Source organism: Prevotella sp. C0026C3, assembly GCF_056590795.1.
The window spans coordinates 1-26,317 of the sequence record NZ_JBWPWW010000020.1 but is presented as its reverse complement, the minus strand read 5'-3'; the positions used below and the strand labels follow the sequence as shown (position 1 = coordinate 26,317).

The following is a 26,317-nucleotide window of genomic DNA, read 5'->3' as shown; positions in this document are numbered from 1 at the left end:
ATTACACTGCCCCAAAACAACAATTTGCTCGCATATAAACACAACAGGGGTATAAGCGTGTATAATAGGGTTATTTATTTACTCGGAAGGTAAGTACCTTTGCAAAGAATCTCACAAACAAATATGATATGCCAATCAGCTCAATAGTCCATTTATACAAAAGAATGCTCATTGTCGGCTTTCTATCGTTGTGGTCTTTTCCTATGTTTGCACAACTGCAACCAACAGAAATAAAAGTTATTGATGCAGAAAATGGGAACAGTATAGAATTTGCCGCCGTACAATGGAAAGGTTTGAATGCTCCAACGTACACGAATGGTACGACTACAAACAGGAAAGGTATTGCAAAACTAAGTGCATCAAGTAATCAAAAACTTATGCTTATGGTAAGTTATGTCGGTTATCAGACCATTACCGATACGATTACTGCAAATGGGATGCGTTATACCATAAGACTACTCCCGGAATCAACAGAGCTGGCAGATGTAGTCGTAGTAGGAAAAACAAGAGCACAAATACTCAGAGAGTCGCCTGAAGCAGTTTCTGTAATAAATGCAAAAGAACTTCAAGGCAGATCTATTTCGTTAGAAACCGTTTTGAATAAAACCATAGGTTTGAAAGTTGGGCAGACTGGCGGTTTAGGAAGCAGTTCGAGAATTATTGTTCATGGATTGGAAGGAAACCGCATTCAAATCTTATGGGACGGAATACCAATGAGTACTTCTGGCGGGGCTTTTTCTCTTGATGAAATTCCGATAGACATTATAGAAAGAATAGAAGTCTATAAGAGTATCATACCCGCCCGTTTCGGATGTGATGGATTGGGGGGAGCCGTCAATATCGTTACTAAAGAGTTTAGTACGGATTATTTAGATGCCTCGTATGAATTCGGATCTTACCAAACACACAAAGGAAGTGTCTTCTCTCGCAAGAATTTTCCAAAGAGTGGCATTCTACTCGGTGCGGGAGGTTATTATACATCTGCAAAGAATGACTACTCTTTCAGAGTTCCCGAGAGAGAAAATCTGTTAGTAAGACGTGACCATGACCGTTTTCGTTCGTATATGTTGAAGGGAAAAATTGCTTTCACGAAACTTTGGCTCGATGAGATTAGTACCGAGTTCGGGTATTACAATCGTTTCAATGAAATTCAAGGTATCTTAAAAAACATACAACATGCCGAAAACAAATCAGGAATGTTTATGTTGGAAAATAAATTGATAAAAAGCGGAATGCTGAACGACCGCCTTAACTTTGAGTCTCATTTCTCCCTTTCACATACAACAAACAATTTTGTGGATACGGCACGAGTTAATCACGATTTCGAAGGAAACATATATCCGAGTCCGAATGGACAGGGAGAAACAGGGGATGTTCCTCACAACTCGAATGACAAAGGATTGGAAATCAATGAACGTATCAATTTTGATTACAAGTTGTCCGCCAATCACAGTTTGAATCTGAACACACTTATTAACTACGCCAGAAGACAACCGAGCGACAACATTGCAAGTCAGCATGCAGGTTTTGTTATCGGAGGATTTCCCAGTAAAAAGACCAGTTTCATTTCGGGGTTGACTTGGGAGTCAAAACTCTTTGATAAGAAACTGACGAATATGCTCTCCGCAAAGTATTTCCACCTCCATTCCGAGATAGAAGATTTGACTTCATACGAGATGATTGAGGCTCCGAAGAAAAAGAACAATACGACCTCACAAATAGGCTGGATAGAGGCAATAAAATACGAGCCCTTCAGAGGTTTTCACTTGAAAGCATCTTACCAGCGGGCAATACGCCTTCCCAATTCACAAGAACTATTCGGTGATGGTATCATCACCTTTCCTGCAGCCGGATTGAGACCAGAGAAAAGCCACAACTTCAATCTGGGGTTCTTAATAGACAAAAATGATGTCCTCGGCTTATCGCGATTGCAGTTTGAAGTGAACAGCTTTTATATGCAGGTAAGCGATATGATAAAACTGATGAAACAACACATGGCAGCCGGATATGTAAACGCAGAAAAGGTACATATTAAAGGTATAGAAACCGAAATAAAATTGGACATATCGCCAACGGTCTATGCCTACGGAAATCTAACTTATCAGGATGTGCGTGATGTCTTGAACTATTTACCCGGTACCCAAGCCCCCAATCCGACAAAAGGATTGCGACTACCGAACATTCCCTATTTGTTCGCCAACTTCGGGGCGGAGTATCACAGCAACCGATTATTCAAGAATTGGTATGTCAAGGCTTTCTGGGACGGCAAATTTACTGAGGAGTTCTTCTACTTCTGGGAACTTACCGAATTACAGAAACGACGTATTCCCCGCAGTTTCGTCAATGACATGGGTCTATTGTTGACCTACAAAAGCAAATATTCCGTAGCCTTGGAATGCCATAATATAATGAACAAAGAAGTTTGGGACCAATTCCGCCAACCATTGGCAGGACGGACACTTCACCTCAAATTCAGATATGTCTTCTCAAAAGGAATTTTCTAATTTAACAAATATAAAAAGATGAATACAACTATTTTCAATCGTATAGCTTTTTCTGCTATGCTGGTCGGCTTCATAGGGCTGACATCTTGTAACAAAAATGATGAACCTACGCCTACTCCTCAAGAGGTTCAGCAACATTTCACCTTTGTGCATTATGTGGACAAAAGTGCTTATGTAGGGACATTCAGTGATTTGACTCCTCAAGCAACCGACAATAAGAAAGCATTTGAATTCGGGTTCGGTTGCTACCTCTTTGCTAAGGGTAATACAGTGCTTGTACCCGAAGGGAAATTCGGGGATAAGATACATAAGTTTACAAGAGGTGCCCATGGAGAACTGATAAAAGCAGGTACTATGACATTTGAACAGATGGCTCAACCCGGAGAAATTAACTTCGTTGATGAACAGCGGGCATACGTTGCTTTACACGGACGTGGAAAAATTGCGTTAATTAATACTTCAACATTGCAAAAGGAAGATGAAATTGACCTCTCGTCTTATGCGGTTCAAGACAACAATCCTGATCCCGGCTGTAATGTCATCCGTGATGGAAAGATGTATGTTTCCCTCAATCAGCTCAATTCGCCTCATACCTCCGTACCGGGTACTGGAGCAGAGGTAGCTATCATTGACCTCAAGACGAAAAAGACTGAAGTTATCAAAGATAACCGCACAAGTGTTGTAGGATTGTTCCGCCATTCTGACGCATTCATAGACGAGCGGGGTGACATCTACTTTTACAGTGCGGGTAACAACTTCAATGTTGCCGATAAGGAAGGTTTCCTGCGTATCCGCAAAGGAAGCGACAAATGGGATAGCGATTATCTGTTCAACCTATCGAAGACAACCATAAAAGGAATAGGCAAAACAGGGCAGTATATGATTAAGTCTTTCTATGCAGGTAATGGTATTGTGTATAGTTGCGTGAAAGTAACGGATACAGAATTTGGAATACTCAAGAAAGACTTCCAACCTGTGAAAATCGACATTTGGAACAAAACCATCGAAAAACTTGATTTGCCAATGACCGATAGCAATGGCTCTTTTGCTATAACTCGCTACAAGGACTTCATCGTCTTTGGAATGATATGTAACAATGGTACGGGGTATTACACCTACAATACCAAGACAGGCGAATGCTCGCAAAAGCCAATTGTTACTGCCATAGGAGTTCCTTCAAGTTTAGTCGCATTTGAGTAAACTCTCATTAAAAACATTTCTCATGGAGCTATTGGTTCTTTTTTAAGAGTAATACGGATAAAAACTTGCAATAATTCAAGTTTTTATCCGTGTTTGTTTGTAACTTTGCAAAAAGACATGATAAAATGACCATAGAATTTTGTGCAATTAATAAGCCTGAAGATTGGATGGAGATGGTTGCCGAACAATTTGGCACATCAGTAATAAACGATAGATTTACCATTCCTTCTTCTATTGGTAGTGGATTCTTCAAACAATATTATCCTCTGCCATGGCTAACATTGACTTATATCAGTTTCGTAGCATACGAGCCGATAACTATGATACGTCGCTCGGTAGAAAACTCGAAATGGATTCCTGTCATGTTCTATATCAATGAGCATAAACACGAGCAGATAATTGGAACAAGTACAAAAACGGTCGGAGTGGACACGCTCGATGGCATTTTCATGCCTTCAAGTAGCATCCCGACTGAGTGGAGTTTTCCTCCAAAGAAACGATATGAAAATATTACACTGACTTTCAATAAGGATTGGATTGAAAAGATTGATGCAGCACATGAAACCTATATCGGTCGGCTTCTCCAATCGGACAAGGCTTTTTATTTGTTTGAGACCATTACACCTGCAATGCAACAGGTCTTGGATAACATTAAGTCTACAACTGAAATCGACAATCCTTTTTCAACGCTTCATTTGCATGGAAAAACTATGGAATTACTGACAATGTTCCTTGAAAAGCTCGAAAAACGTTCGGAAGTAAAATCTCTTGCCAACCTAAACTTGAATGATGTTGAATCAGTATTCCGTGTTCGTCGCCAGATTCTTCAAAGTCTCAGTAATGTACCGAGTATTCCCGAATTGGCGCGTGAAGCCAATATGAGCAGTTCCAAATTACAAAAGTGCTTCAAGCAGGTTATTGGAAAAGCCATCGCAGAATATGCCCTATCCGAAAAGATGGAATGGGCAAAACGACTGCTTTCCACTCGCCTCTACTCGGTGTCAGAAGTAGGCTATAAAGTTGGATATACTAACCTCAGTCATTTCACAGAGGCTTTCTGCAAATATCACAGGATGAAACCTAAGCAATATCTTGATTCATTATAAGTTTTACATAAATATTACTTGCATTTTGAGGGTTATTTTGCCCTAAACAATCTTTCAAACTTAGCCTGCAAAAACATCAGGCAATGAAAATAACGACATTTAAGTTTCATTTTTTTGCTGGAGTAACAATTTTATCATTGTCTTCTGGTATTTCTGTTTATTATTTAGTCGAACTCTTGTATGCTCTCGACACCTGCAATTGTATCAGTAATGGAGAAATTGGTATGGAGGAATTGGCACACACTCTCTGAAATCTTCGGAGTGGAGATAAAGAACTGCTACAACGTATATATGAATATAAAGCATCGCAAAGATGACAGTCGCACTTATTTTCTTGACGAACTCCGTGAAAAAACCAATAAGCGGATGGTGGGGAGCGACCTGAAAGGCGGCAAGTTCAAGAAGTAGTAAATCAAAAGGGAGATATTCCGACTCTGTAATATCTCCCTTCATTCATTCTTTGATAAGCACTTCCAACTTTTTGGCTATATCCTCTGAGGTTGGAAGCACTTGTTTCCGTATTTAATGCATTATGAGAAAATAGGCTATAATATTAATATACTCAATTTTGAACGAAATCGTTGTGAGATTTACAGAGATCATACCTTTGATTCTTATTGGGAATAATCAAATCCATAATTAATAATGTATAGCTGAAAGGATTACATTTTGATTAAATGAGCAAGCTTCGGATCATTCTTAATACGCATAATCTCTGAATCAACTAACGAGAGAATTTCTTCCTTGACCTTGCGATAGTTAGCTTCGATGGTCTCTTTGAGATTATCAGAGCCAACTTCATTTTTGAAGTCTGCTATTATTGGAATAGGCTGATATGCTTTCATTTCTGCAGACACCTTGGCACTATCCACAACTATCTCTGCGTGGAAAATCTTTTGGTCGATACGTTCATCAAAATTGTCGGACACCGCACCCACGAACATACCCTGCGTAAGGTTACTGATTTTTGATGCAGGGATTAGACTGTCCATCTGTGTGGAGATAGAGGTGGACTTGTCATTGCGATTGATGGTCATGGACTGTCGTTGCTGAAGTACCTTACCAAACCGTTCGGAAAGCGTCTTAGCCGTTTCTCCCACGACTTGTCCGCTAAAGACATTACCCACAGTGTTCTGTATCACCTTGCTCTCCTTATCGCCATAGTCACGGGTAAGCTGCGAGAAGTCTTGAAAGCCCAAGCAAACAGCTACCTTGTTGCTTCGGGCTGTGGCAATAAGATTATCCAAGCCACGAAAGTAGATTGTCGGCAGCTCGTCAATAATCACAGAGCTTTTAAGTTGCTTTTTCTTGTTGATGAGTTTCACAATACGGCTGTTGTACAGACCGAGTGCAGCTGAGTAGATATTCTGACGATCGGGATTATTACCTACAACCAGCACCTTCGGCTCATTGGGATTATTGATGTCGAGCGAGAAATCATCACCTGTCATTACCCAATAGAGAGCGGGGCTTATCATACGGGACAGTGGTATCTTGGCACTGGCTATCTGCCCCTGTAACTGGTCTTGCGCACCTCCCTCCCAAGCGTCCATGAAAGGTGAAAGGTAGTTGGCAAGTTCATCGTAGGAAGTGAGTATCGGGAATATCTGTGCGTAAGGGCGATTAAGGAACTCGATAGCGTGCGGAAAAGTGCAATACTTCCCATTCTCGTATATCTTCAGAAACCAGATAATGGCAGCGAGTAAGATAATCGGAGACTCCACAAAGAAATCTCCCTGCTTCTGTATCCACGAGCGGTTGAGGTTGAGCATAATCGTGTAGGCACTCTCATAGGCATCCGAAATATCCGTCATAAAGGACGGATTGATGGGATTGCAGCGGTGCGACTTTCTTGGGTCGTCGAAGTTAATCACATAGAATTGTGGCTTTACCTTGTAAGCATCAAGGTGGTTGAGCAAATGGTTATAGGCTATTTCCGAAAGGTCGGGAAACTTATAGTCATAAATATACATCGCAAAACCTTTTTCAATCTGCTGTTTGATGTAGTTATTCACAATGGCGTATGACTTACCCGAACCGGGAGTGCCCAACACCATTGAGGCACGGAACGGATTGACCACATTGATCCAGCCGTTGTTCCACTTCTTTTTGTAATAGAAGCGTGTAGGAAGATTGACCGAGTATTCATTTTCCATCAGCCTTGTTTCCTGCATAAAGCTCTCGTTCTCGGTATTGAACACATCGTCCATCAAGTTGTTTTTGAGCAGTCGGCTCATCCACACACCTGCCATCAGCAGACAGATATAGCCCACAGACAGCGTGAAGATATAGAGCGAAGCAGCACCCACCTTACCAATGGGCAATGCCAACAACCACCAATTCAGAAAGAAGAACACGAACCCGGCGAAAAGCACTGTCCAAATCTTTGGCCATGTGATTTTCTCCTCCTTCACGCCTTTTGTGCCTAAACACGATAAAGCGAGGAATACCACACAAAAGAGTTTCGTCCATAGGATAGATGAAAATAATCCCGTAGTACGTTGAAAATTCATGAGTATCTTGTCAATGATACCAAGCGTGAAGTGCCACGACTGAAACGCCTCGTAGCAGAACCAATAACAGTTAATCAGGAGGAAAATTACTGAAATCCCCCGCATAAAGTCCATGACCTTACCCAATGCCCTTAAATCGTCTTCTTGTGCCATAATAATGTATTTGTAGCCTCCCCCAACCCCTCCGAAGGGAGGGGAGTTGGAATTGCTCGTTTATTTAATGTTTTCTTCGTCTAAGATTTACCTTACTTTGCTTTCGGAGTTTGCGCTGCCATGCAGCTTCCTTCCAATCATCATTGCCCGTAGTTCCGAAAGCTTCACCCACCATATCCTCGAGAAACTCATCAACAAGGTTATCGCCTTCCTCTGCATTCTGTTGCAAGGGTTGAACGGTCGGCGATTGTTCCAAACGGACAGACGGACTGCCATACAGCGTTTCATCCAAGAATGGGTTATGCGTTGAATTGGAGAAATAGGCATTAAAAACATTGGCGGCATATCCTTTGCCCAATCGTGAACCGTTGAGCGCAATGCCCACTTTGTCATCAATGAATGTGATGCCATAGATACGCCCGCTTTCGTTCTTTCGGATTACCGCACGCAAGCCTTGTTCCTCCAACCTTTGTCGCAGTTCTTCCTCCGTCCGGGGAGAAGTACGCATTACTTCTAATACCTTTCTTCTGACAGTTGGTATCAATGGCTTAACCATCTGTTTTGACTTCAGCATCTTGTTCTGAACGGCAGCATAGCCCACACCTCTACCTATGTCCGAGGCGTGAATGGGTGTACTCACCTTATTGCCCTTGTCATCGGTAGGCACATAGACCAGCCCGTCATATCGCTTGCCCCTATACTCGGTCTTTACCTCCTCTACTGCAAGGTTGTATTTACGCAGAACGGCATTTAGTTCACCTAAGGAGCAGAATGTGTAATGCTTCATTGCAGAACGGACGGTGTTTGCCACCTGTTCCTTGATATTTCCTTGCACAACATTGACCTTTGGTGTTTCTGTTGTTGTTCTATCACTGACCTTTGAACTTGGAATGAGGTTATATTTCTTTTCCAGAGCATCAGTAATCTTTTTGCTTCGCCTGCCCTCATACCTGTCATTGATTTTTCTGCCTTGGCTATCCACCCGAAGCGAAACGATGTGGATATGCTCACGGGCAATGTCATTATGCTTAAAGACGATGTAGGGTTGCTTGCCATAGCCGAGTTCCTCCATATACTCCTTCGCAATCTGTGTGAGCCTTTCATCAGATAGTTTCTCATCCGGGTGCGGATTGAGTGAGCAATGAAAAACCGTTTTCTTTGTCCTGCATTGCTCTGGTATCGCCTTTTGCATATCGGCAAGTACCTTATCCATTTGAAAAGTGCCATCGAAGCCTTTCCGAAGTTCGTTCACGCAGAGAACTGCCGCTTCGTCGTGCTGCACCTTTTTGAAGTTATATCCCAATGCTCCTCCAAGGTTCTCGGTAGAAGAAATCTTTGCAATCATATTACTTTATCGACTATCAAATTGTTCCGTCAGTTGGATGGCTTTCTGTTGTAGCGTGATGATTTGACCAGAGATTTTTTCCAATTTTTCAAGTAAAATCTGTGCAGTTTTCACGCTGTGATAAGAGTTTATTGCGCGTACTGTTTGGTTGTAGAGTACGCCTATCCGATGATTTTCGGCAATCAATTCCGAGAGTTTACGATAATAGTCCACAGCGGATTTATCCACTGTTATCACCTTGAACTTCCCTCCAAGAATACATCCACGCACAAAATCAGACTTCGATTTTGCACCGGATTTATGGAAAAGTTCAATGACTTTTTGCTGGTCTTTGGGGTTGGGCAACCGCACGTGCCAATTGTCCCAGCGTGGCTTTTCCGCTTTTTTTCTCTCTGAACGAGATTTCTCTTCCTTATCCATAGCTTTACTTTTCTTTAATCACGACTTTGGAGTGATTTAATCCCCTTTGGGGCAAGGGTCTTTGTGGTACAACTGTAAGTTTGTGTTACAAAGACACACCTTGCCAATATCAAGAACTGATACGTTTGAAGTATCCACCCTTGTGGGGTGTCTGCTTCGGGATATTACCTCCATGTATTATTCTCGCCTGCAAAGTTACGGCGGATTTTCAAATATCTCATTATCAGTGATATTCACTCTTTTTCCTCGCATTTCCCTGCACTTCATCGGTGTCATATAATCAGCCAAAATATCATTTATTTTGCAGTCAGAACGAGCGAACAATGGCATGATGATACAAGTAAAAGATACATCGTATTACCGTTGGCTTACACTAAAGATGATAAGAAGGAACGAAACATATTCATAACAATTTGTTGTCATGACAAACTATTGTCAGTACAACAGATAGCAAGAACTATAAATCGTCCTTTCAGACTATCGCACGAACCATACGCAGCCAGAACAAACTGTCTGCTGATACTTCTCAAGAATGAGAGAACGTCCAAACATCAAATAGACAAGTAATATGAACTAAGAAATTATCATTATGGAGAACAAACAACAACGCCCCATCTTTCTGGGGTTCTCCTCGCAAAAGGGAGGAGTCGGAAAAAGCACGCTTGCCGAAATCGTAAGCAGCATATTGTACTACGAACAGAGCATCAACCTCTTCGTGGTGGACTGCGACCTGTCTCAGGATTCCTTTTACAAGCTGAGAGAACGTGAGAAGAGTGTCATTCAGGGAAGCGAGGAGCTTTCCAAGTCTATGCAGGCATTCTTTCAGCACCTCGGCAAAAAGGCATACAGAATTTACAAGTCCAGCCCCAAGGAAGCCGTCAAGACAGCACAAAGTAAGATTGACGCTATCAGCAATGAGAAGTACCAGTTGGTTGTGTTCGACTTTCCCGGTCATGCAGGAACAACGGAGCTGATGGAACTGTCCCTTCAGATGGACTATATCCTGTCTCCACTTGAAGCCGACATACAGTCACTCGTCTCCTGCATAGCATACGCCAAGACCATCACGGATATTGGTGTTTCTATGTCCGACTCACGGATAAAGGACATTATCCTGTTCTGGAACAAGGTGGACAGAAGGGTGAGGAACGTCATCATTGACGAATACACAAAGCTTATCCAAGGACACGAACTCACACTCCTGCCCAGCTATGTATATGCCACGCACCGCTTCTCTCACGAACTTTCCACATACGGGCTGCGTGGTGTGTTCCGTTCCACCTATCAGCCTCCTGCAAAGGGACTGCGAACGGGTACGGGGCTGGATGAACTCGTCTCCGAGATAATTCAACGACTCAAACTAAAAACGAAAACAGAAAATGGCAACGATTGAGGAAAGAAAACAGCAGCTGGAAAAGAAGCTGAAGAAAATGGCAGAGGACAATGTAGTGGTGAAACCTGTCACGGTCCCCAACCCCTTCGATCCATCCGAGGACATCGAGCCTTCCCTCGCAACATCACGAGAGGAAGACAAAGGTTCGGAAGAAATGAAGACGGCAAAAGAAGAACGAACAGACGAAACAGGAGGAGAGGAAATCGGGAACACGGAACCGAAAAGAGAAAGAAAACCGAGAATAGAAAAACCTGGCAGGTCGTCCCTTTCCATAGAGGAATACCGTTCCCTATACTTTCATCCCGTACGTTCGCAAATGCGGACGGCTTTCTCCATCAATTTGGAGACATTACAGAACCTGCGCAATGTGCTACAAGACTTAGGAGAAAGGGTATCTATTGCTTCCTATATTGATAATATCCTCCGGGAGCATCTGCGGGAACATCAGGAACTTCTCAATAATGCAGCAGCAAAGCAAAGACGTAAGACCACAATAACACTATGATGGAAACAATACTTTTCTGTTTTATACTGGTACTCATCATCATTTGGATGATGCTTGGTATCCTGTATTTCTATATGCGGTATGTATCTCCGTATGACTTCATTATCAAGAAAAAAGGAAAGAGCGATGAAGATAGCAAGAAGAAAGAAGCAACGAAGAAAAAAGACGGACAGAAAGGAAAAGGAACAATAGAGCAAGCCGAGTTTGTACTGATTGGAAAAAGCCGTTCCACTTCCCCGATTATCCCACAAATTCCCTCTGTTTCATCATCTGAAAATTCGGAGCAGAATAATAATAATTTTGCACCGCAGAACTCCGAAAAGAAGGAAGAAATGAAAGAGGACAACGAAATGGACGTTGATTTCGAGATGGAGAGAGTGGACGAAGATGAGATTGTCCGTGAGGAATTAAACCTATCCATCGAGTCCTCATCGGGCGAAGCCGAAATTTCGGAGCAGTCCGTCCTCGCACGTGACTTAGTCCGCCTGCAAAAGTGGGCAAAGAACAGTAAGGAGGCTGATGAGGAAGAAGTCAAAGAGACAGTTCGGCAGCTTCAAGACTCTGAGCTATTGGATAAGTACAAGGAGAACATCGCCAAGATGCAGGGAGAACAGTCTGCACTGTTGGAGAAAATCCGTAAGGCGGAAGAAAAGGAAGATCAGAGTGCTCAACCAGCAATGCCTTCATCACAAAACCCAACACCTCCTGTTTCTGGCATATCTGACACAGCAGTGGGCGATGCTGACGACAGACCGCTGTCCTATTATCTGTAAAAATGGTTTCTTGATTTTCATATTTCGGAGGAACGCAGGGGTGGCTCAAAAGTAAAATAATCAGCCAATATCTATCATACGATAAAACCGAGCCACCCTTGACACCTCCACAAGAAGACAATTTGTTTAACAACTTAAAATAAACAGCAAAATGAACAACAAAAAAATCACAATGATGCTGCTCCTGACGGCACTGACCACCGCAGCAGCGTACGCACAGGGAAACGGTATGGCAGGTATCAACGAAGCCACAAAAATGGTAACCTCCTACTTCGACCCGGGTACGAAACTCATCTATGCCATCGGTGCCGTAGTGGGTCTTATCGGAGGAATAAAAGTATACAACAAGTTCTCAAGTGGCGACCCCGATACGAGCAAGACAGCCGCTTCTTGGTTCGGTGCGTGTATCTTCCTGATTGTGGCTGCCACCATCTTACGTTCCTTCTTCCTGTAAACGATGGCACAGTGGGAAATCAATAAAGGTGTAGGTCGGACGGTAGAGTTCAAGGGTTTGAAGGCGCAATATCTCTTCCTATTTGCGGGAGGACTGTTGGCGGTCTTCTTTCTCGTGGTGGTGCTCTATCTCTGTGGCATCGACCAGATAGTCTGCCTCGGTCTTGGCTTAGTGGGTGCAACACTCGTCGTGTGGCAAACGTTCGCCATGAACCGCAAGTACGGCAGATACGGACTGATGAAGCAGGGATCCATTAAGATGCACCCGCGCTACCTCTTGAACCGCCGTACCGTCTTTCACCTTATCCGTAACCTCAAACCAAAACGCAAGGCATAATGAGAAACAACAGTAAAATCACGACCTTGGAAGCGAAGTTCCCGCTACTCTCCATCGAGCAGGGTTGTATGGTGAGCAAGGATGCCGACATCACGGTAGCTTTCCGTGTGGAGCTGCCCGAACTCTTCACCGTTACCTCCGCCGAATACGAGGCGATGCACTCGGCATGGCACAAGGCAATCAAGGTGCTGCCCAACTATACCATCGTGCATAAGCAGGACTGGTTTATCAAGGAACGTTACCAACCAAAGATGGCAGAAAGCGGACTTAGTTTCCTCTCACGTGCATCTAACCGACATTTTAACGAGCGTCCTTTCCTGCACCACTCAGTCTATCTCTTTCTAACCAAGACCAACAAGCAGCGTATGCAGCGACAGAGCAATTTTTCCTCGCTCTGCCGTGGGCACTTGCTCCCCAAGGAGATTACCGACAAGGAGGAAGTGGTCAAGTTTATGGAAGCGGTGGACCAGTTCGAGCGTATCATCAACGACACGGAGCAAATCCGGATCAGCCGTATGATGGAGGAGGATTTGGTGGGTACAGCAGAGAAAGGCGGACTCTTAGACCGCTACTTCTCCCTTTCTGAAGAAGGACACGCTTCTTTGGAAGACATACGATTAGGAGCAGACCTTGTGCGTATAGGGGACAACCGCCTTTGTTTGCATACGCTGTCAGATACGGACGACCTGCCCACAAGTGTTTCCACCGACACACGCTATGAGCGATTATCAACGGACAGAAGCGACTGCCGACTGTCCTTTGCCGCTCCCGTAGGTTTGATGCTGCCCTGCAACCATATCTACAATCAGTACCTCTTCATCGAGGACAGCGACGATAACTTGCAAAGGTTTGAGAAACAGGCACGCAACATGCACTCGCTTGCCCGCTACTCCCGTTCCAATCAGATTAACGAAGAATGGATACAGGAGTATCTCAACATTGCCCACTCGCAGGGCTTGACCTCCATTCGTGCCCACTTCAACGTGCTGGCATGGAGCGACGACAAGGAGGAACTCCGCAACATCAAGAATGATGTGGGCAGCGCGTTGGCACTGATGGAGTGCAAGCCACGCCACAACACCATTGATACGGCAACCCTCTATTGGGCAGGTATTCCCGGCAATGCCGCCGACTTTCCAAGTGAGGAGAGTTTCTATACCTTTATCGAGCCAGCTCTCTGTTTCTTCACGGCAGAGACCAACTACAAGGACTCGCTCTCTCCCTTCGGTATTAAGATGGCTGACCGACTTTCGGGCAAGCCAATCCACTTGGACATTTCCGACCTGCCGATGAAGAAAGGTATCATTACCAATCGCAACAAGTTCATTCTCGGTCCTTCAGGTAGTGGCAAGTCTTTCTTCACCAATCACATGGTACGCCAGTATTACGAGCAAGGGGCGCACGTGCTCTTGGTCGATACGGGTAACAGCTATCAAGGCTTGTGCGAGCTTATCCACCGCAAGACCAAGGGCGAGGACGGTGTTTATTTCACCTATACCGATGAGCATCCTATCTCTTTTAATCCTTTCTTCACCGATGATTACTTCTTTGACGTGGAGAAAAGAGAAAGTATCTGCACCTTATTGCTTACGCTTTGGAAGAGTGCCGATGAACATATTACCAAGACAGAAGCAGGCGAACTTGGTTCTGCCGTCAACACCTACATCGAACTTATCAGGACGGATCACACCATCGTTCCCTGCTTCAACACCTTCTATGAGTATCTTCGTGATGTGTATCGGGAGGATATGGAGCATCGGGACATTAAGGTAACGCTCTCTGACTTCAATATCAATAACCTCCTAACGACACTCAAGCAGTATTATAAAGGTGGCAGGTATGACTTCCTGCTGAACTCGGACAAGAACATCGACCTGCTCTCGAAACGTTTCATCGTCTTTGAAATCGACCAAGTGAAGGACAACAAGGATTTGTTTCCTGTCGTAACGATTATCATCATGGAAGCTTTCATTAACAAGATGCGCCGATTAAAAGGCATCCGCAAGATGATTCTCATCGAGGAAGCATGGAAGGCGATTGCATCCGCTAATATGGCAGACTATATAAAATATTTATATAAGACGGTCAGAAAGTATTTCGGGGAAGCCATCGTCGTGACACAGGAGGTGGACGACATCATTCAGTCGCCCATTGTCAAAGAGAGTATCATCAACAACTCCGACTGCAAAATCCTGCTTGACCAGCGCAAGTACATGACCAAGTTTGACGGCATACAAGCCATGCTCGGACTCTCCGAAAAGGAGAAGAGTCAGATACTTTCCATCAACCAGAACAACGATACCAACCGACTATATAAAGAGGTGTGGATAGGTTTAGGCGGTATGCAGAGTGCCGTCTATGCCACGGAGGTGAGCATGGAGGAATACCTTACCTATACCACCGAGGAGACGGAAAAGGTGGAGGTGATGCAACGTGCGGAACAGCTGGGTGGCGACATCGAAACGGCTATCAGGCAGTTGGCAAGTGAAAAACGGGAGAAAAGAAAGTAATTTTTCAACAACTTAAATATGACAACAACAATGAAAAAACAAGTTTTTATGCTACTTACCGCTTTGACTTTATTCTGCGGTGGTCAGGCACACGCACAATGGGTAGTAACCGACCCGGGCAACTTTGCGGGTAACATCGCCAATTCCGTCAAGGAAATAGCCACCGCCTCGAAGACGGTGAAGAACACCTTGGACGGATTCAAGGAGGTGGAGAAACTCTACAACGACACGAAGAAGTATTACGACGATTTGCGTAAGATCAAGAACTTAATCGGTGATGCCTATAAAGTAAAAGAATGTATCCTGATGGTGGGCGACATCTCGGAGATCTACGTTACCTCGTACAAGAAGATGCTCTCAGACAAGAATTTTCGTCCTTCGGAACTTGCTGCAATGGCTTCCGGCTATACCAAGTTATTGGAATTGAGCGGCGAGAGCCTGAAAGAACTCAAATCGGTTGCCAAAAGCAATGTGTTCTCGATGAACGACCACGAACGTATGCAGCAGATAGACCATATCTATACCACGCTACGTGAATATCGTTCGCTGGTATCTTACTACACCCGTAAGAACATATCGGTGAGTTTCGTGCGTGCCAGAGAGAAGGGAGAACTGAGCGAGGTAAAATCCCTCTACGGTAATATGGCAAGCCGCTATTGGTAATCAAGTAAGGAAAGGACAAACTTATGGATTTTGCCAGTTTACACGATTTGCTCCGCTCGACCTATGACGAGATGATGCCGCTTTGTTCGGATATGACAGGTGTGGCAAAGGGGATTGCGGGCTTGGGCGCGCTCTTCTATATCGCACTGAGGGTATGGGCTTCGCTTGCCCGTGCCGAGGCAATCGACGTGTTTCCGCTCCTACGTCCCTTTGTGATTGGTTTTTGCATTATGTTTTTCCCTACGATAGTGCTTGGCACAATGAATGGCGTACTCTCCCCAATCGTCAAGGGTACGGAAATGATGGTGGACAAGCAGGAGGGGACACTTGCCAAACTTATAGCACAAAGGGATAAGTTGCAGGAGGAAGCCTATCTGCGCAACCCCGAAACGGCATTTTTGGTATCGAATGAAGCCTTTGACCAAAAGATAGAAGAGATGGGCATCGTCGGTCCGGAGGATGCCATAACCATTGCGGGAATGTATGCGGAACGCTCTGCCTACCAAATGAAACAATGGATTTTGAAGTGTGTTCACGATATTATGGAGATACTCTTCCACGCTGCGGGATTGATTATTGACACGCTGCGCACTTTCATTCTGATTGTGCTCTCCATTCTTGGACCCGTCGTATTCGGCATTGCCGTATGGGACGGACTTTCGGGGTCGATGACGGCTTGGTTTTCTCGCTATATATCGGTGTATCTATGGCTACCGGTGAGCAGCATCTTGACCGCCCTTCTGACAAAGATACAAGTGCTGATGGTGCAGAAAGATATTGAAACCCTTAGCGATCCGAATTTCCTCCCCGATGCGGGCAGTTGGTATCACATCGTCTTCTTCCTCATCGGTATCGTGGGCTACTTCTGTGTTCCAACGGTCGCTGGCTGGATTATCGAAGCGGGTGGCGGCATCGGCTCATACGGTCGCAACGTCAATCAGACGGCTCAACGTGGAGCGCAGGGCGCATACACCGGAGGCAAGTATTTGGCAGGTGGAGCCGGAGCCGTTGCAGGCAATGCCATCGGACGTATCAAGGGTGCATTACTCAAAGGTAAATAACAAAAAACGAAAAAAACAATGGAATTCAAATCACTCACCAATATTGAGACCTCATTCCGTCAGATCAGGCTCTATGCCTTTGTCTTCGCCATCGTCTGCGTGGCGGTCAGCGGCTATGCCGTCTATGCCTCGTATGGCTTTGCCAAAGAGCAAAGAGAGAAAATCTATGTGCTTGACCAAGGAAAATCCTTGATGCTCGCACTGAGTCAGGATGCTAGCAAGAACCGCCCTGTGGAAGCGAGGGAACACGTCCGCCGTTTCCATGAACTGTTCTTCACCATCGCGCCCGATAAGGATGCCATCGAGAAGAACATGGAGCGTGCCTTTCTGCTCTGCGACAAGTCGGCGTTCAACTATTACAAGGACTTGGCGGAAAAGGGCTATTACAACCGTGCCATTTCGGGCAATGTCAATCAGCGTATTGAGGTGGACTCCATCCGCTGCAATTTCGAGGTGTACCCCTACGAGGTAACGACCTACGCCCGTCAGTTCATCGTGCGACCGAGCAACATCACGGAGCGTAACCTGATAACGACCTGCACCTTGCAGAACTCTGTCCGCTCGGACAACAATCCGCAGGGCTTCCTCATGGAGCAGTTTATGGTGCGACAGAATCAAGACCTCCAAACCTATAAACGATAGCACGATGAAAAGGACAAGGGGATTTTCATTCGCACGGTACTATCTGAGGGCGCACTTGTGGCTCCGCCATCATTGCGACAGGCTCACGGCAAGGCAGCGCAAGCTGATTGTGTTCGGATTAAGTTTTGTCTATCTCGTCTGTTCCTTAGTGATGATAGCGCAGTTTTTCCTGCCGCACGATAAGGAGGAAAGACTACCTATCCCCAAGGGAAAAATAATAGACAGCGACATCCATACAGATAGCGTATTTATACGACTTTATCAACAATATTCAACTAACAGTAATGAAAATGGATAATAAACAGAAAGAACAACTGAAAAAAGGACTGGTATTCGGTGGGCTGGGACTGCTTTTCGCCCTCTCGATGTGGTTCATCTTTGCCCCGTCGGACAAGGACAAGAGTGCGGCACAGCAGGGACTGAACGACAGCATACCGCAGGCGACCACCGAACAGCTGACGGGAAACAAACTCAAAGCCTACGAATTGGGCGACAAGAGCCGCCATGACGAACAGACACGCGAGGAGATGGGCAGGCTTTCGGATTACTTTGATAGTAATACCGCCCCCTCGGAAAGCGAGCGTGCGGAAGCAGCCGCTTCGACGGCAAAGATTGAAAGTTCGATGCACCGCTATGAGGAGAACAACCGCCTGCTGAACTCTTTTTATGCGCCCGACCCCAATGAGCAGGAGCGTGAGGCACTGCGCTCGGAGTTGGATAATCTCAAAAAGGAGTTGGCAGCCAAGAACGAGAGTGAGGATGCGGAGGAGAAGCGACAGCTCGCCCTGATGGAAAAGAGTTACCAAATGGCGGCGAAGTATCTGCCACAGTCTTCTTCGACTACCAATACTGCCAATACTTTTACACCCGCAAAGGAAAAGGGAACTTTGGAAACATCGGCAACAAAACAAGTATCGGTAGCCAGTTCTCTTCCTGCAATGGAGGTATTGGCAGAACGTAAACAGGTGGTGTCTTCGCTCAACCAGCCGATGACAGATGCTGACTTTGTTCAGCAATACGGCACGAAGCCACGTAATATGGGCTTTCATTCGCTCACGAGTGCGGTTGCTGCCGTGTCCCGCAACACGCTTAGCGTGGTGGTGGACAGGACGGCAACACTGAAGGAGGGCGACAATGTGGCATTGCGCCTGCTCGAAACTGCCCAAGTGCAAGGCTTGCGCATTCCCCGACAAAGCCGACTCATTGCGAGAGCTAAGATTGAGGGCAACCGCCTGCACCTGCTCGTTAAGAGCATTGAAGTGAAGGGACGGATTATTGCTGTGAAGCTATCGGCATACGACACCGACGGACAGGAGGGAGTGTTCATTCCGGGTTCGGAGGACATCAACGCCCTTAAAGAGGTGGGTGCGAACATCGGCGGTTCGATGGGAACTTCCTTCACCTTTGCTTCCTCTGCCAAAGACCAGATTATCTCGGAGGCGGCTCGTGGGGTGATGCAGGGCGCAAGTCAGCTGCTCCAAAAGAAGCTCCGCACCGTCAAGGTAACACTCAAAGGAGGCTACCGCCTGTTCTTAGTTCAGTCAAAATAAGCATATCAATCAATAAAAATAGCAATAACAAAATAATAACAACAATGAAAAAATGGATTTTTTCGGCTGTCCTGCTTGCCACGATGGGAGCGTCAGCCACTGCACAGACAACGACTTCAACGCTCACGCCCGACCGTCCGCTCTCATCGGGAGAACTCTTTCAAGGGATGAGCAAGGCAATCCCAAACGGACGCATCGTCCTGCCATACGGCTTGGAGGTTACTTTTGAAAAGACGGTGCATCTGATTTTCCCTTCGGCTGTCCGCTATGTCGATTTGGGTTCACAGAACATCATTGCCGGCAAGGCGGAGGATGCAGAGAACGTACTACGTGTAAAGGCTTCGGTGAAGGACTTTGAGACGGAAACCAACATGAGCGTGATTTGCGACGACGGCTCTTTCTATGCTTTCAACGTCAAGTATGCTGATGAACCGGAGAAACTCAGCATTGAGATGAAAGACTTTCTGTCACCAACGGACGGACGACTACCGAGCAACCGTGCCGACATCTATTTCAAGGAACTCGGCAACGAGTCGCCCGTACTCGTCAAGCTGATAATGAAGACCATTTATCAGAATGACAAACGCTATATCAAGCATATCGGTGCCCAAATATTCGGTATGAAATTCCTGCTTAGGGGATTGTATGCGCACAATGGCTTGCTATATTTTCATACCCGAATAGACAATATGACCAATATGCCGTACTCGGTGGACTTTATCACCTTCAAGGTCGTGGATAAGAAAGTAGCTAAACGCACTGCCATTCAGGAGCAAGTATTGCAACCCTTGCGTGCCTATCATCAGGTGAACTATATCAAGGGAAAGCACACCGAAAGTTCAGTGTTTGCCTTGGAACAGTTCTCGCTTTCGGAGGATAAACAGCTTGAAGTGACGCTTTATGAGCATAATGGTGGACGAACGCTTACCTTCTATGTCGAGCCGAAAGATTTACTTTTGGCTCAGAAGATTGATAACCTCAAACTTAAATGGTAATGAAGAAGTATCTTTTCCTTCTTATGTGTGCGGTGGCCATTGCGCTGCCCACACAGGCACAACGGCTGATTCCAAAGCAAAAAGGCTTGGAAATAGTAGGTAACGTGCCAATTATCAAAGGCGAGAATTTGTTTGCCAAAGACAATTTTGGCATAGGTATTTTGCTCACTCGCTATCTGAAGCGTGAGAACTATTCATTTCTTACGGTAGAATATGAGCAACAAAATATGCCGTATCGCAGCTATGATGTGAAACTCAAAGAAGCCTTCGTGCATTTGGGCTATATGCAGCCTATTGTTTCGGACAATGGCAAGAACGTGTTGCTCTATGGCGGGGTCTCCGCTTTGGGTGGTTATGAAGAAATCAATGATGATAAGCCGTTCCTTCCCGATGGGGCAAAACTGCTCGACCGCTCACGCTTCGTTTATGGCGGTGCGCTGCATCTTTCCATAGAATGTTTCTTATCGGACAATGTGCTGTTGCTACTCAAAGGACAGGGACGCATACTCTTTGGTACGGATGTTCATCATTTTCGCCCTGCTGTATCGGCAGGAATCAGGTTTAATCTATAAATGTAGGGAACAATGAAAAAGAAAATTTTTAATAGTATATGGGTAATGGGAGTGCTAACCCTTGCCGTGTTTTGTTTATCTGCTTGTGATAGGGAGTTGGATGTTCAGCAGTCTTATCCGTTCACTGTCGAGACGATGCCTGTTCAGAAGGACATCGTCAAGGGACAGACGGCAGAGATACGCTGCACCCTCAAACGAGGGGGCGAATTTGCCGACACACGCTACACCATCCGATACTTCCAGCCCGACGGGAAAGGAACGCTAAGAATGGACAACGGGACGGTTTTCAAGCCAAACGACCGCTATCCGCTTACAAAAGATGTGTTCCGACTTTACTACACCTCCGCTTCCACAGACCGACAAACCATTGATGTGTATGTGGAGTACAACTTAGGGCAGACCGTCAAGCTATCGTTCAACTTCAACAACGAAAAAACGGAAGAAAAGGGAAAGACCAACGCAGCAGTAACCAAAGCCTTGAACGATGCGAACAGCTAAACGCTTTGCTTTATTCTGTATAATGTGCTTGCTCTGCCAGCCGTTCTTTGCCCAGCGCAGGGTGCGGCTGGCGGACTTGCCACCTTTTGAGCGTACGGTGGTCGTCGTGAAATACTTCGAGGGGCTACACAGAAAAGGTTGCTATCCGTATGTCGGATATGGTCATCGGTTGCAACCGGGCGAGCATTTCTCTTCTAATATGTCGGAACGGCAGGCGGACTCGCTGCTTCGTGCCGACCTTTGGAAATGCTTTGAACACTTCAAAGGATATGGTAAGGATGCACTACTGCTTACTTTGCTTGCCTACAATGTAGGCATAGGTCGTTTGCTCGGTTATGGTAATCATCCCAAAAGCCGACTAATACGAAAGATAGAGTCGGGCGACAGGAACTATTATCGTGAATTTGTCTCTTTCTGCCGATACAGAGGAAAGGTGCTACGAGGACTTGTCAAACGGCGAAAGGTAGAGTTTACCCTGTTTTATATACCCTGATTATCAAATACGCCTCTTGCGACATTTTTATGCTCCGCAAGGGGCGTTTTCTTGTCGTTTTAGTCGCCTTCTTCGTTATGATTGAGTAACTTTGCAAAAAATGGAAATTGTCAGACTTTTTGTACGTAATTAAATTATAATGCAATTATTGCGACTTTCTTTTGCTTCTTTTCTTTGGTCGCCTACTCGTTCAAAGAAAAAGAAAAGAAGCCACGCAATTTTTGAGATTGCGTGGCTCATTGTGTTAGGGGTTTTCGGTTGTTTCAATTATCCGCTCTTCGGGGTGGGTATTAAAAGCCCAGTTGATTTGTTCATCGGGCAGCGTGCTGTGTATTCCTCTGCCCATCACCATTCCACAATCTTCAAGGATTTTGCGCTCGGCTTCCTCTCGGTTTGTGGCTGCTACCTCAAACGCACCTTCAAAGATGTATTAAGTGCATACTCTGTAAACTTTCCTTTCCATATCTTCAAAATTCAGCAATGAGTAATCTGTGTTCCATTGGCTCACCATTGGATAACCTGCGGTGGGTAAGCCAAAAATGGTGCGCTCCGTAACCATAGGCAAAGAACTTGTCAAGTTCCGTTTCTTGGGAGATTTGGAGGAGTGCGGTCTGCAACTCCTCCTTGTTCTCGGCTATGCTTATGGCGTTGATAACTCTCACGATAATGTTGGGGATTTCGTCTGCCCAATTATGAATAATGCCTTCTACTTGTACTTTCATATTGTTGTCGTTTTATAGATTGATATTTTTATTTACTCTCTCTGCAAATAAGGGTACAGTCCTCTACTTCTGTGGGCAGTCCAAAGGCTGGAACGTGGGTAAAATAAGGCATCGTATTCCCTTCCTCGTCCATGTCAGGCGATATAATCTCCGCTTTGATGTCCTTGCACCATTGGTCTGCGAGTGCAATTTCTTCGTTTGTCAGTCCTGTACTATCTCCATTGATTAGGTAGCCTAAACTCCACGTTGGGATTTTCTCTATTGTCTTGTATGTTGCCATAATTGTTGTTATAGGGGTGTTATGCGGTTGCTCTCTGCTCTATCATTCTCATATTCTTCTGCATCAAGGCGAGTATCTGCTCGTGGTACTCGGTGTTCTTGTTGCACACGCCACGACTTTGCACCACTTTCATCGTTTCCAATGATACCTCGATGGTCTCAATGCGCTCTCCGTCCTTTGTGGCAGAGAAGATAAGCGACTGCGGTTTGCTGTAATAGTGTGCGTCATAGACGCAATGGTGCATTGCCGTGCCCTCCTCCAAATGCTCCTGCACACTCTCCAAAACATGGATGCGGATAATGCCGTCCGTAAACTCTATGCCAAAGAATTTTGCTTTGAGTTGCTTGTATGCTTGTTCGGCTTCCATCGCTTCCTTACGCTTCTTGATAATGTTCTCACGTTCTTTCATCGCTCTGCGCTTGGCTTAGTAATGGTCGTGCGCTGCTCTTAGGTCGGTGGGGCAAATATACTTCGGACTGCGTGTGTCCTTGTTGAGTGTCGCAAGTGTATCAACCATATCGCACCATAAATTGCCGTCCTCCACTTTGTAGCCGTTGCGCAAACAGATACGGATAAATGCCCAATACTTGTCAATCTTGGCATATCTGTCCCTAATGAAGTGGCAAAGTAGGGAGATTTGTCCCCCTTATTGACAATCAACAAAAAGCTCATAAGCTTTCTCTTGATTTCTTATGAGCTTTCTCGGAAAAGCTTATGAGCTTTTGCAATAAAAGAAATATCTTTGCGTTATGCTTATAAAGAAACCTTTGCCGACAGCCAATGCCTCCGACTTCGGCAAAGGAGGGCAAAGGAGGAAAATACGATAGAATTATGGCAAACAAACCATTGCAATACGTTCTTGTGGAACGTAAAATGAATGTAGGTCCCCAAGCGGGAAAGACTGTTCAGATTGCCCAGCCTACGGGCAGACACCGTGTGGATTTTCGCAGTTTCTGCGAGCGTGTGGCAAAGTCCACCACATTCAATCGTCAGGAAGTGGAAGCCGTGTTGAACTATGCCACCGAGATTGCCCGCGACATCGTGGCAAACGGCGACATTGTGGATTTTGGCGATTTGGGTACGCTCAAACCATCGTTCAAGAGCAAAGCCGTGCCGCAGGGAGAAAAATTCAATGCCAATGTGCATATTGAGAAGCCTGTGGTGCTGCTTAATCCGTCGAGAAAGTATTTTACGCTGACCGATGTGAGTTACGAGCAGACGACAATGCCTGAGAAGAAGACGAAGACGAACGGCGGAGGAAGTGTACATCCGTAAAGTTATTTTCGATTGTGGAGCGGCGCTCGTCATATAGGGTCGCTCCACAATTATATTTTGAATATTGTTTTAATTTGAAAAAAATGGCACGAGCAACCACAAAGGCAGATTTGATGACATCTGCAAACGAACAATTTGACAAGATGTGGAAACTCATCGAAACGATGAGTGAGGAACAACAGAACGCAACATTTGCCGAAGAAATGGCAACGGCTGGCAAGGAAACTCATTGGGGCAGAGACAAGAACCTGCGTGACGTGCTTGTACATCTGTACGAATGGCATCATCTGCTGTTGGATTGGGTACAAGCCAATAGCAACGGTGAGCATAAACCATTTCTTCCCGAACCATATAATTGGAGAACATACCCGACAATGAATGTTGAGTTCTGGAAAAAACACCAAAGCACACCTCTGACAGAAGCAAAGGCTAAACTGAAAGAAACTCATAGTAATGTAATGGAGTTGATTGAAACATTTTCTAACAATGAACTCTTTGCTAAGGGGATATTCAATTGGACGGGGACTTCCACACTCGGTTCTTACTGTGTTTCAACCACTGCAAGTCATTACGATTGGGCGATAAAAAAGATAAAAGCACACATTAAAACCTTGAAATAAAAGCTTTATATCGGATAACTTCATCTTGCAAGTACGGCTCTCTGTGAGCTTCGGCTTTCTTTTCTTCCATAAACCCTACCCCTCAGTCTGTCCAATGGCTCAACCTCCCACTGTACAAACTTAGTCGCCATCAAACGCTCACTTTCATCAACCACCGAACTTATGCGGTAATGAGAGGAGGAGCTATATCCTTTTTCTTTCATCGAAGATGTGATATTTACTTTCTGCTGTTCCATAATGACATTTTTTTATGCGTCCAAAGATCGGAGTATGCTGATTCCTTTTTGTAGCAAAATAGAGGTAGCGGGGCGGGCTTGCACAAGGTTTTGGCGGAAAATACAACCCGTAGGTGTGGAGATTTTCCAGACAAACCAAGCGGCACAGACCTTTTGAAAGCCACAAGCCCCTTACTACCTTTGCGAATAAAAAGAAATCAGCACCGACTTATGGCACATCAAAGTGGAATAGATGGATGTGAGAAGCGAAAGTGCAACGCCTGTATGGAAAACGAAAAAGGTGGCTACCTCACGTGAGATAACCACCCATAAAGAAGAATGAATCGAAGAATATCTTTCCTTGTGCCTTAGAGCACACAGAGCAGGATTGCCAAGATGACGGCAAGCCAGAACAGCCAACGCAGGATTGTAAAGGTTACTTGCAGAATAACTTTGACAATGAAGCGTAGTATAAGGAAACCGAGAATAACCGAAACGGCGGTTACGACTTGCGGCGTAACTATCTTCGAGATGAGGTAAATCGCACCGATAACGATGGAAAGCAGAACGGCGAGTTCGATGAAGCGTGTCCAACCAAAGCGGCGGACTTGCTTGGAAGAAGTCGGCGGCTGCCTGTTCTTATCGGTTTTGTTCGATGCGTCTGCCTTGATGAAGGCGGGCTGATGAATATCTTGATTCATGATGATTGTTTTCATAATCGGGGCTTTTAATAGTTCAAGAGCGATAACAAGATGCTCTAACGACCCAAAGACAAGTGTTTGGAAAACTCTTGACGTGTGGAGTGGAGCGTTTATCTTGGCTCTTGACACTACAAAAGCCCCCGATGGTGAAGTATCAAGCCATGTTCTCACCGCCTATCGTTGGCAGACCATTGACCTTAATGAGCAGCACGATTGTACCAGTCAGCTCGGTGTACAGTTTGTCGTATTCTGTACCTGCCGCAAAGTCGTCCGTGAGTTCGTACTTGGCAAATACCGCTTGAATTGCCTTGTTGTTCAGCAAAATTAGTGCTAACCTTTCGGGAAGCGGACTTGGCAGTTCCTTCTCAAACTCCTGCTCCAGTACGGAAACAAGGGTATCATACTTTGAGAAGTGTAGGTTGTGGTACAGCACCTCGCTTGCCATCGTCTCTGCTTCGGGATGTGAGAAACCTTGCGCCACGGCATCGCAGTAAGCCGTCAATGCCTCGTCTGCGCGAGCGGTTATAAACGCATTGTCATTCTCTCTCTCAGGGAAATGCTCTCCGAGATACGCTTCCAACTTCAGATGGAAGTAGGAAAGTTCTTTCTTTGTCGTTGTCATAAATTCAAAATTTTAGGGTTATATACATTATTTTTTGGAAATGCCTAATGCCGTATTGAAAGTACCCAACTTGTCAGCCAGCTCATCCATATCGTGTTCTATCTTCTTATTGGTAATACGTGCAAGTTCCAAAACGAAGTGCAATAAAAGAGTAGGCCTCGCCGAGAGATGCAGACGTTCTCGAAGCGTAGCGAGA

Annotated in this window: 28 protein-coding genes and 3 pseudogenes; 21 read left to right on the top strand and 10 right to left on the bottom strand. The window is 45.2% G+C overall.

Translation table 11 applies throughout. The features are described from left to right. Window positions 1-128: 128 nt before the first annotated feature. The 4 genes and pseudogenes from AC1EK4_RS10510 to AC1EK4_RS10495 all read left to right on the top strand — a co-directional run. Window positions 129-2,504 carry a TonB-dependent receptor gene (locus AC1EK4_RS10510; RefSeq protein ID WP_480297510.1) on the top strand — a complete coding sequence of 792 codons (2,376 nt, stop codon included), beginning with the start codon at window positions 129-131 and terminating at the stop codon, window positions 2,502-2,504. An 18-nt stretch (window positions 2,505-2,522) separates the two neighbouring features. Next, complete coding sequence (locus tag AC1EK4_RS10505) at window positions 2,523-3,704, top strand: hypothetical protein (RefSeq protein ID WP_480297508.1); 1,182 nt, start codon at window positions 2,523-2,525, stop codon at window positions 3,702-3,704. Between the two features lie 125 nt (window positions 3,705-3,829). Continuing rightward, the gene (locus AC1EK4_RS10500) at window positions 3,830-4,810 is read left to right on the top strand and encodes a helix-turn-helix domain-containing protein (protein ID WP_480297506.1); all 981 of its coding nucleotides are present in this window, start codon (window positions 3,830-3,832) and stop codon (window positions 4,808-4,810) included. Between the two features lie 164 nt (window positions 4,811-4,974). Continuing rightward, window positions 4,975-5,218: pseudogene (locus AC1EK4_RS10495) on the top strand (RteC domain-containing protein); the annotation flags it as partial. Between the two features lie 254 nt (window positions 5,219-5,472). Here AC1EK4_RS10495 and mobC read toward each other — a convergent pair. From mobC to AC1EK4_RS10480, 3 genes are all read right to left on the bottom strand, one after another. Further along, entirely contained in the window at window positions 5,473-7,476 is a 2,004-nt protein-coding gene (gene mobC / locus AC1EK4_RS10490; RefSeq protein WP_480297504.1) for a conjugal transfer protein MobC, read from the bottom strand. Window positions 7,477-7,540: 64 nt separating this feature from the next. Beyond that, window positions 7,541-8,821: a conjugal transfer protein MobB gene (gene mobB / locus AC1EK4_RS10485; RefSeq protein ID WP_480358201.1), complete on the bottom strand. Its 1,281-nt coding sequence runs from the start codon at window positions 8,819-8,821 to the stop codon at window positions 7,541-7,543. 6 nt (window positions 8,822-8,827) lie between these two features. Further along, window positions 8,828-9,241: a plasmid mobilization protein gene (locus tag AC1EK4_RS10480; protein WP_004338348.1), complete on the bottom strand. Its 414-nt coding sequence runs from the start codon at window positions 9,239-9,241 to the stop codon at window positions 8,828-8,830. Between the two features lie 589 nt (window positions 9,242-9,830). Between AC1EK4_RS10480 and AC1EK4_RS10475 the strand changes: the two genes are divergently transcribed. From AC1EK4_RS10475 to AC1EK4_RS10405, 15 genes are all read left to right on the top strand, one after another. Next, the gene (locus tag AC1EK4_RS10475; protein ID WP_277070687.1) at window positions 9,831-10,634 is read left to right on the top strand and encodes a nucleotide-binding protein; all 804 of its coding nucleotides are present in this window, start codon (window positions 9,831-9,833) and stop codon (window positions 10,632-10,634) included. After that, window positions 10,621-11,139 (top strand): DUF3408 domain-containing protein, encoded by a 519-nt coding sequence (locus AC1EK4_RS10470; protein WP_464677633.1) that lies wholly within the window; start codon window positions 10,621-10,623, stop codon window positions 11,137-11,139. The genes AC1EK4_RS10475 and AC1EK4_RS10470 overlap by 14 nt, the downstream gene beginning before the upstream one ends. Beyond that, the gene (locus tag AC1EK4_RS10465; RefSeq protein WP_480297500.1) at window positions 11,136-11,912 is read left to right on the top strand and encodes a hypothetical protein; all 777 of its coding nucleotides are present in this window, start codon (window positions 11,136-11,138) and stop codon (window positions 11,910-11,912) included. The genes AC1EK4_RS10470 and AC1EK4_RS10465 overlap by 4 nt, the downstream gene beginning before the upstream one ends. A 151-nt stretch (window positions 11,913-12,063) precedes the next feature. Next, the gene (locus AC1EK4_RS10460) at window positions 12,064-12,366 is read left to right on the top strand and encodes a DUF4134 domain-containing protein (protein WP_008448479.1); all 303 of its coding nucleotides are present in this window, start codon (window positions 12,064-12,066) and stop codon (window positions 12,364-12,366) included. 3 nt (window positions 12,367-12,369) lie between these two features. After that, window positions 12,370-12,702, top strand: a complete 333-nt coding sequence (locus tag AC1EK4_RS10455; RefSeq protein WP_036885181.1) for a DUF4133 domain-containing protein — start codon at window positions 12,370-12,372, stop codon at window positions 12,700-12,702. Further along, window positions 12,702-15,212 carry a TraG family conjugative transposon ATPase gene (locus tag AC1EK4_RS10450; RefSeq protein ID WP_480297498.1) on the top strand — a complete coding sequence of 837 codons (2,511 nt, stop codon included), beginning with the start codon at window positions 12,702-12,704 and terminating at the stop codon, window positions 15,210-15,212. Before AC1EK4_RS10455 ends, AC1EK4_RS10450 begins: the two co-directional genes overlap by 1 nt. Window positions 15,213-15,242: 30 nt before the next feature. Continuing rightward, on the top strand, window positions 15,243-15,875 hold the full coding sequence (locus AC1EK4_RS10445; protein ID WP_025064684.1) for a DUF4141 domain-containing protein: 633 nt from the start codon (window positions 15,243-15,245) through the stop codon (window positions 15,873-15,875). 23 nt (window positions 15,876-15,898) lie between these two features. Continuing rightward, a complete protein-coding gene (gene traJ / locus AC1EK4_RS10440) occupies window positions 15,899-16,936 on the top strand; it encodes a conjugative transposon protein TraJ (RefSeq protein WP_008448442.1) in 1,038 nt (345 codons plus the stop codon). 18 nt (window positions 16,937-16,954) lie between these two features. Further along, on the top strand, window positions 16,955-17,578 hold the full coding sequence (gene traK, locus AC1EK4_RS10435; protein ID WP_004360055.1) for a conjugative transposon protein TraK: 624 nt from the start codon (window positions 16,955-16,957) through the stop codon (window positions 17,576-17,578). Window positions 17,579-17,582: 4 nt separating this feature from the next. Beyond that, window positions 17,583-17,876: a hypothetical protein gene (locus tag AC1EK4_RS10430; RefSeq protein ID WP_026302408.1), complete on the top strand. Its 294-nt coding sequence runs from the start codon at window positions 17,583-17,585 to the stop codon at window positions 17,874-17,876. Beyond that, window positions 17,869-19,128 carry a conjugative transposon protein TraM gene (traM, locus tag AC1EK4_RS10425; protein WP_480358197.1) on the top strand — a complete coding sequence of 420 codons (1,260 nt, stop codon included), beginning with the start codon at window positions 17,869-17,871 and terminating at the stop codon, window positions 19,126-19,128. The genes AC1EK4_RS10430 and traM overlap by 8 nt, the downstream gene beginning before the upstream one ends. 44 nt (window positions 19,129-19,172) lie before the next feature. Next, window positions 19,173-20,123 carry a conjugative transposon protein TraN gene (gene traN / locus AC1EK4_RS10420; protein WP_480297489.1) on the top strand — a complete coding sequence of 317 codons (951 nt, stop codon included), beginning with the start codon at window positions 19,173-19,175 and terminating at the stop codon, window positions 20,121-20,123. Continuing rightward, window positions 20,117-20,695: a conjugal transfer protein TraO gene (locus tag AC1EK4_RS10415; RefSeq protein WP_117654406.1), complete on the top strand. Its 579-nt coding sequence runs from the start codon at window positions 20,117-20,119 to the stop codon at window positions 20,693-20,695. The genes traN and AC1EK4_RS10415 overlap by 7 nt, the downstream gene beginning before the upstream one ends. Before the next feature lie 12 nt (window positions 20,696-20,707). After that, a complete protein-coding gene (locus AC1EK4_RS10410; RefSeq protein ID WP_480358195.1) occupies window positions 20,708-21,193 on the top strand; it encodes a DUF3872 domain-containing protein in 486 nt (161 codons plus the stop codon). Continuing rightward, complete coding sequence (locus AC1EK4_RS10405; protein ID WP_480358193.1) at window positions 21,180-21,686, top strand: glycoside hydrolase family protein; 507 nt, start codon at window positions 21,180-21,182, stop codon at window positions 21,684-21,686. Before AC1EK4_RS10410 ends, AC1EK4_RS10405 begins: the two co-directional genes overlap by 14 nt. A gap of 244 nt (window positions 21,687-21,930) precedes the next feature. Here AC1EK4_RS10405 and AC1EK4_RS10400 read toward each other — a convergent pair whose 3' ends face one another. The 4 genes and pseudogenes from AC1EK4_RS10400 to AC1EK4_RS10385 form a co-directional block, all read right to left on the bottom strand. Beyond that, on the bottom strand, window positions 21,931-22,113 hold the full coding sequence (locus AC1EK4_RS10400) for a hypothetical protein (protein ID WP_464722815.1): 183 nt from the start codon (window positions 22,111-22,113) through the stop codon (window positions 21,931-21,933). Window positions 22,114-22,153: 40 nt separating this feature from the next. Further along, entirely contained in the window at window positions 22,154-22,408 is a 255-nt protein-coding gene (locus AC1EK4_RS10395; RefSeq protein ID WP_004374610.1) for a hypothetical protein, read from the bottom strand. A gap of 28 nt (window positions 22,409-22,436) precedes the next feature. After that, window positions 22,437-22,688 (bottom strand): DUF6926 domain-containing protein, encoded by a 252-nt coding sequence (locus AC1EK4_RS10390; RefSeq protein ID WP_464722806.1) that lies wholly within the window; start codon window positions 22,686-22,688, stop codon window positions 22,437-22,439. A gap of 19 nt (window positions 22,689-22,707) precedes the next feature. Continuing rightward, a pseudogene (locus AC1EK4_RS10385) lies at window positions 22,708-23,331 on the bottom strand (PcfJ domain-containing protein); the annotation flags it as partial. 188 nt (window positions 23,332-23,519) lie between these two features. Here AC1EK4_RS10385 and AC1EK4_RS10380 point away from each other — a divergent pair. Both AC1EK4_RS10380 and AC1EK4_RS10375 read left to right on the top strand, forming a co-directional pair. After that, window positions 23,520-23,963 (top strand): HU family DNA-binding protein, encoded by a 444-nt coding sequence (locus AC1EK4_RS10380; RefSeq protein WP_077197453.1) that lies wholly within the window; start codon window positions 23,520-23,522, stop codon window positions 23,961-23,963. Between the two features lie 83 nt (window positions 23,964-24,046). Continuing rightward, window positions 24,047-24,583, top strand: a complete 537-nt coding sequence (locus AC1EK4_RS10375; protein ID WP_077197062.1) for a ClbS/DfsB family four-helix bundle protein — start codon at window positions 24,047-24,049, stop codon at window positions 24,581-24,583. A gap of 583 nt (window positions 24,584-25,166) precedes the next feature. Here AC1EK4_RS10375 and AC1EK4_RS10370 read toward each other — a convergent pair. The 3 genes and pseudogenes from AC1EK4_RS10370 to AC1EK4_RS10360 all read right to left on the bottom strand — a co-directional run. After that, window positions 25,167-25,514 carry a hypothetical protein gene (locus AC1EK4_RS10370; protein ID WP_025064764.1) on the bottom strand — a complete coding sequence of 116 codons (348 nt, stop codon included), beginning with the start codon at window positions 25,512-25,514 and terminating at the stop codon, window positions 25,167-25,169. 139 nt (window positions 25,515-25,653) lie between these two features. Further along, window positions 25,654-26,121, bottom strand: coding sequence for a DUF1896 domain-containing protein (locus tag AC1EK4_RS10365; RefSeq protein WP_025064765.1), 468 nt, complete (start codon window positions 26,119-26,121; stop codon window positions 25,654-25,656). Between the two features lie 27 nt (window positions 26,122-26,148). Further along, a pseudogene (locus AC1EK4_RS10360) lies at window positions 26,149-26,244 on the bottom strand (tyrosine-type recombinase/integrase); the annotation flags it as partial. Between the last annotated feature and the right edge of the window lie 73 nt (window positions 26,245-26,317).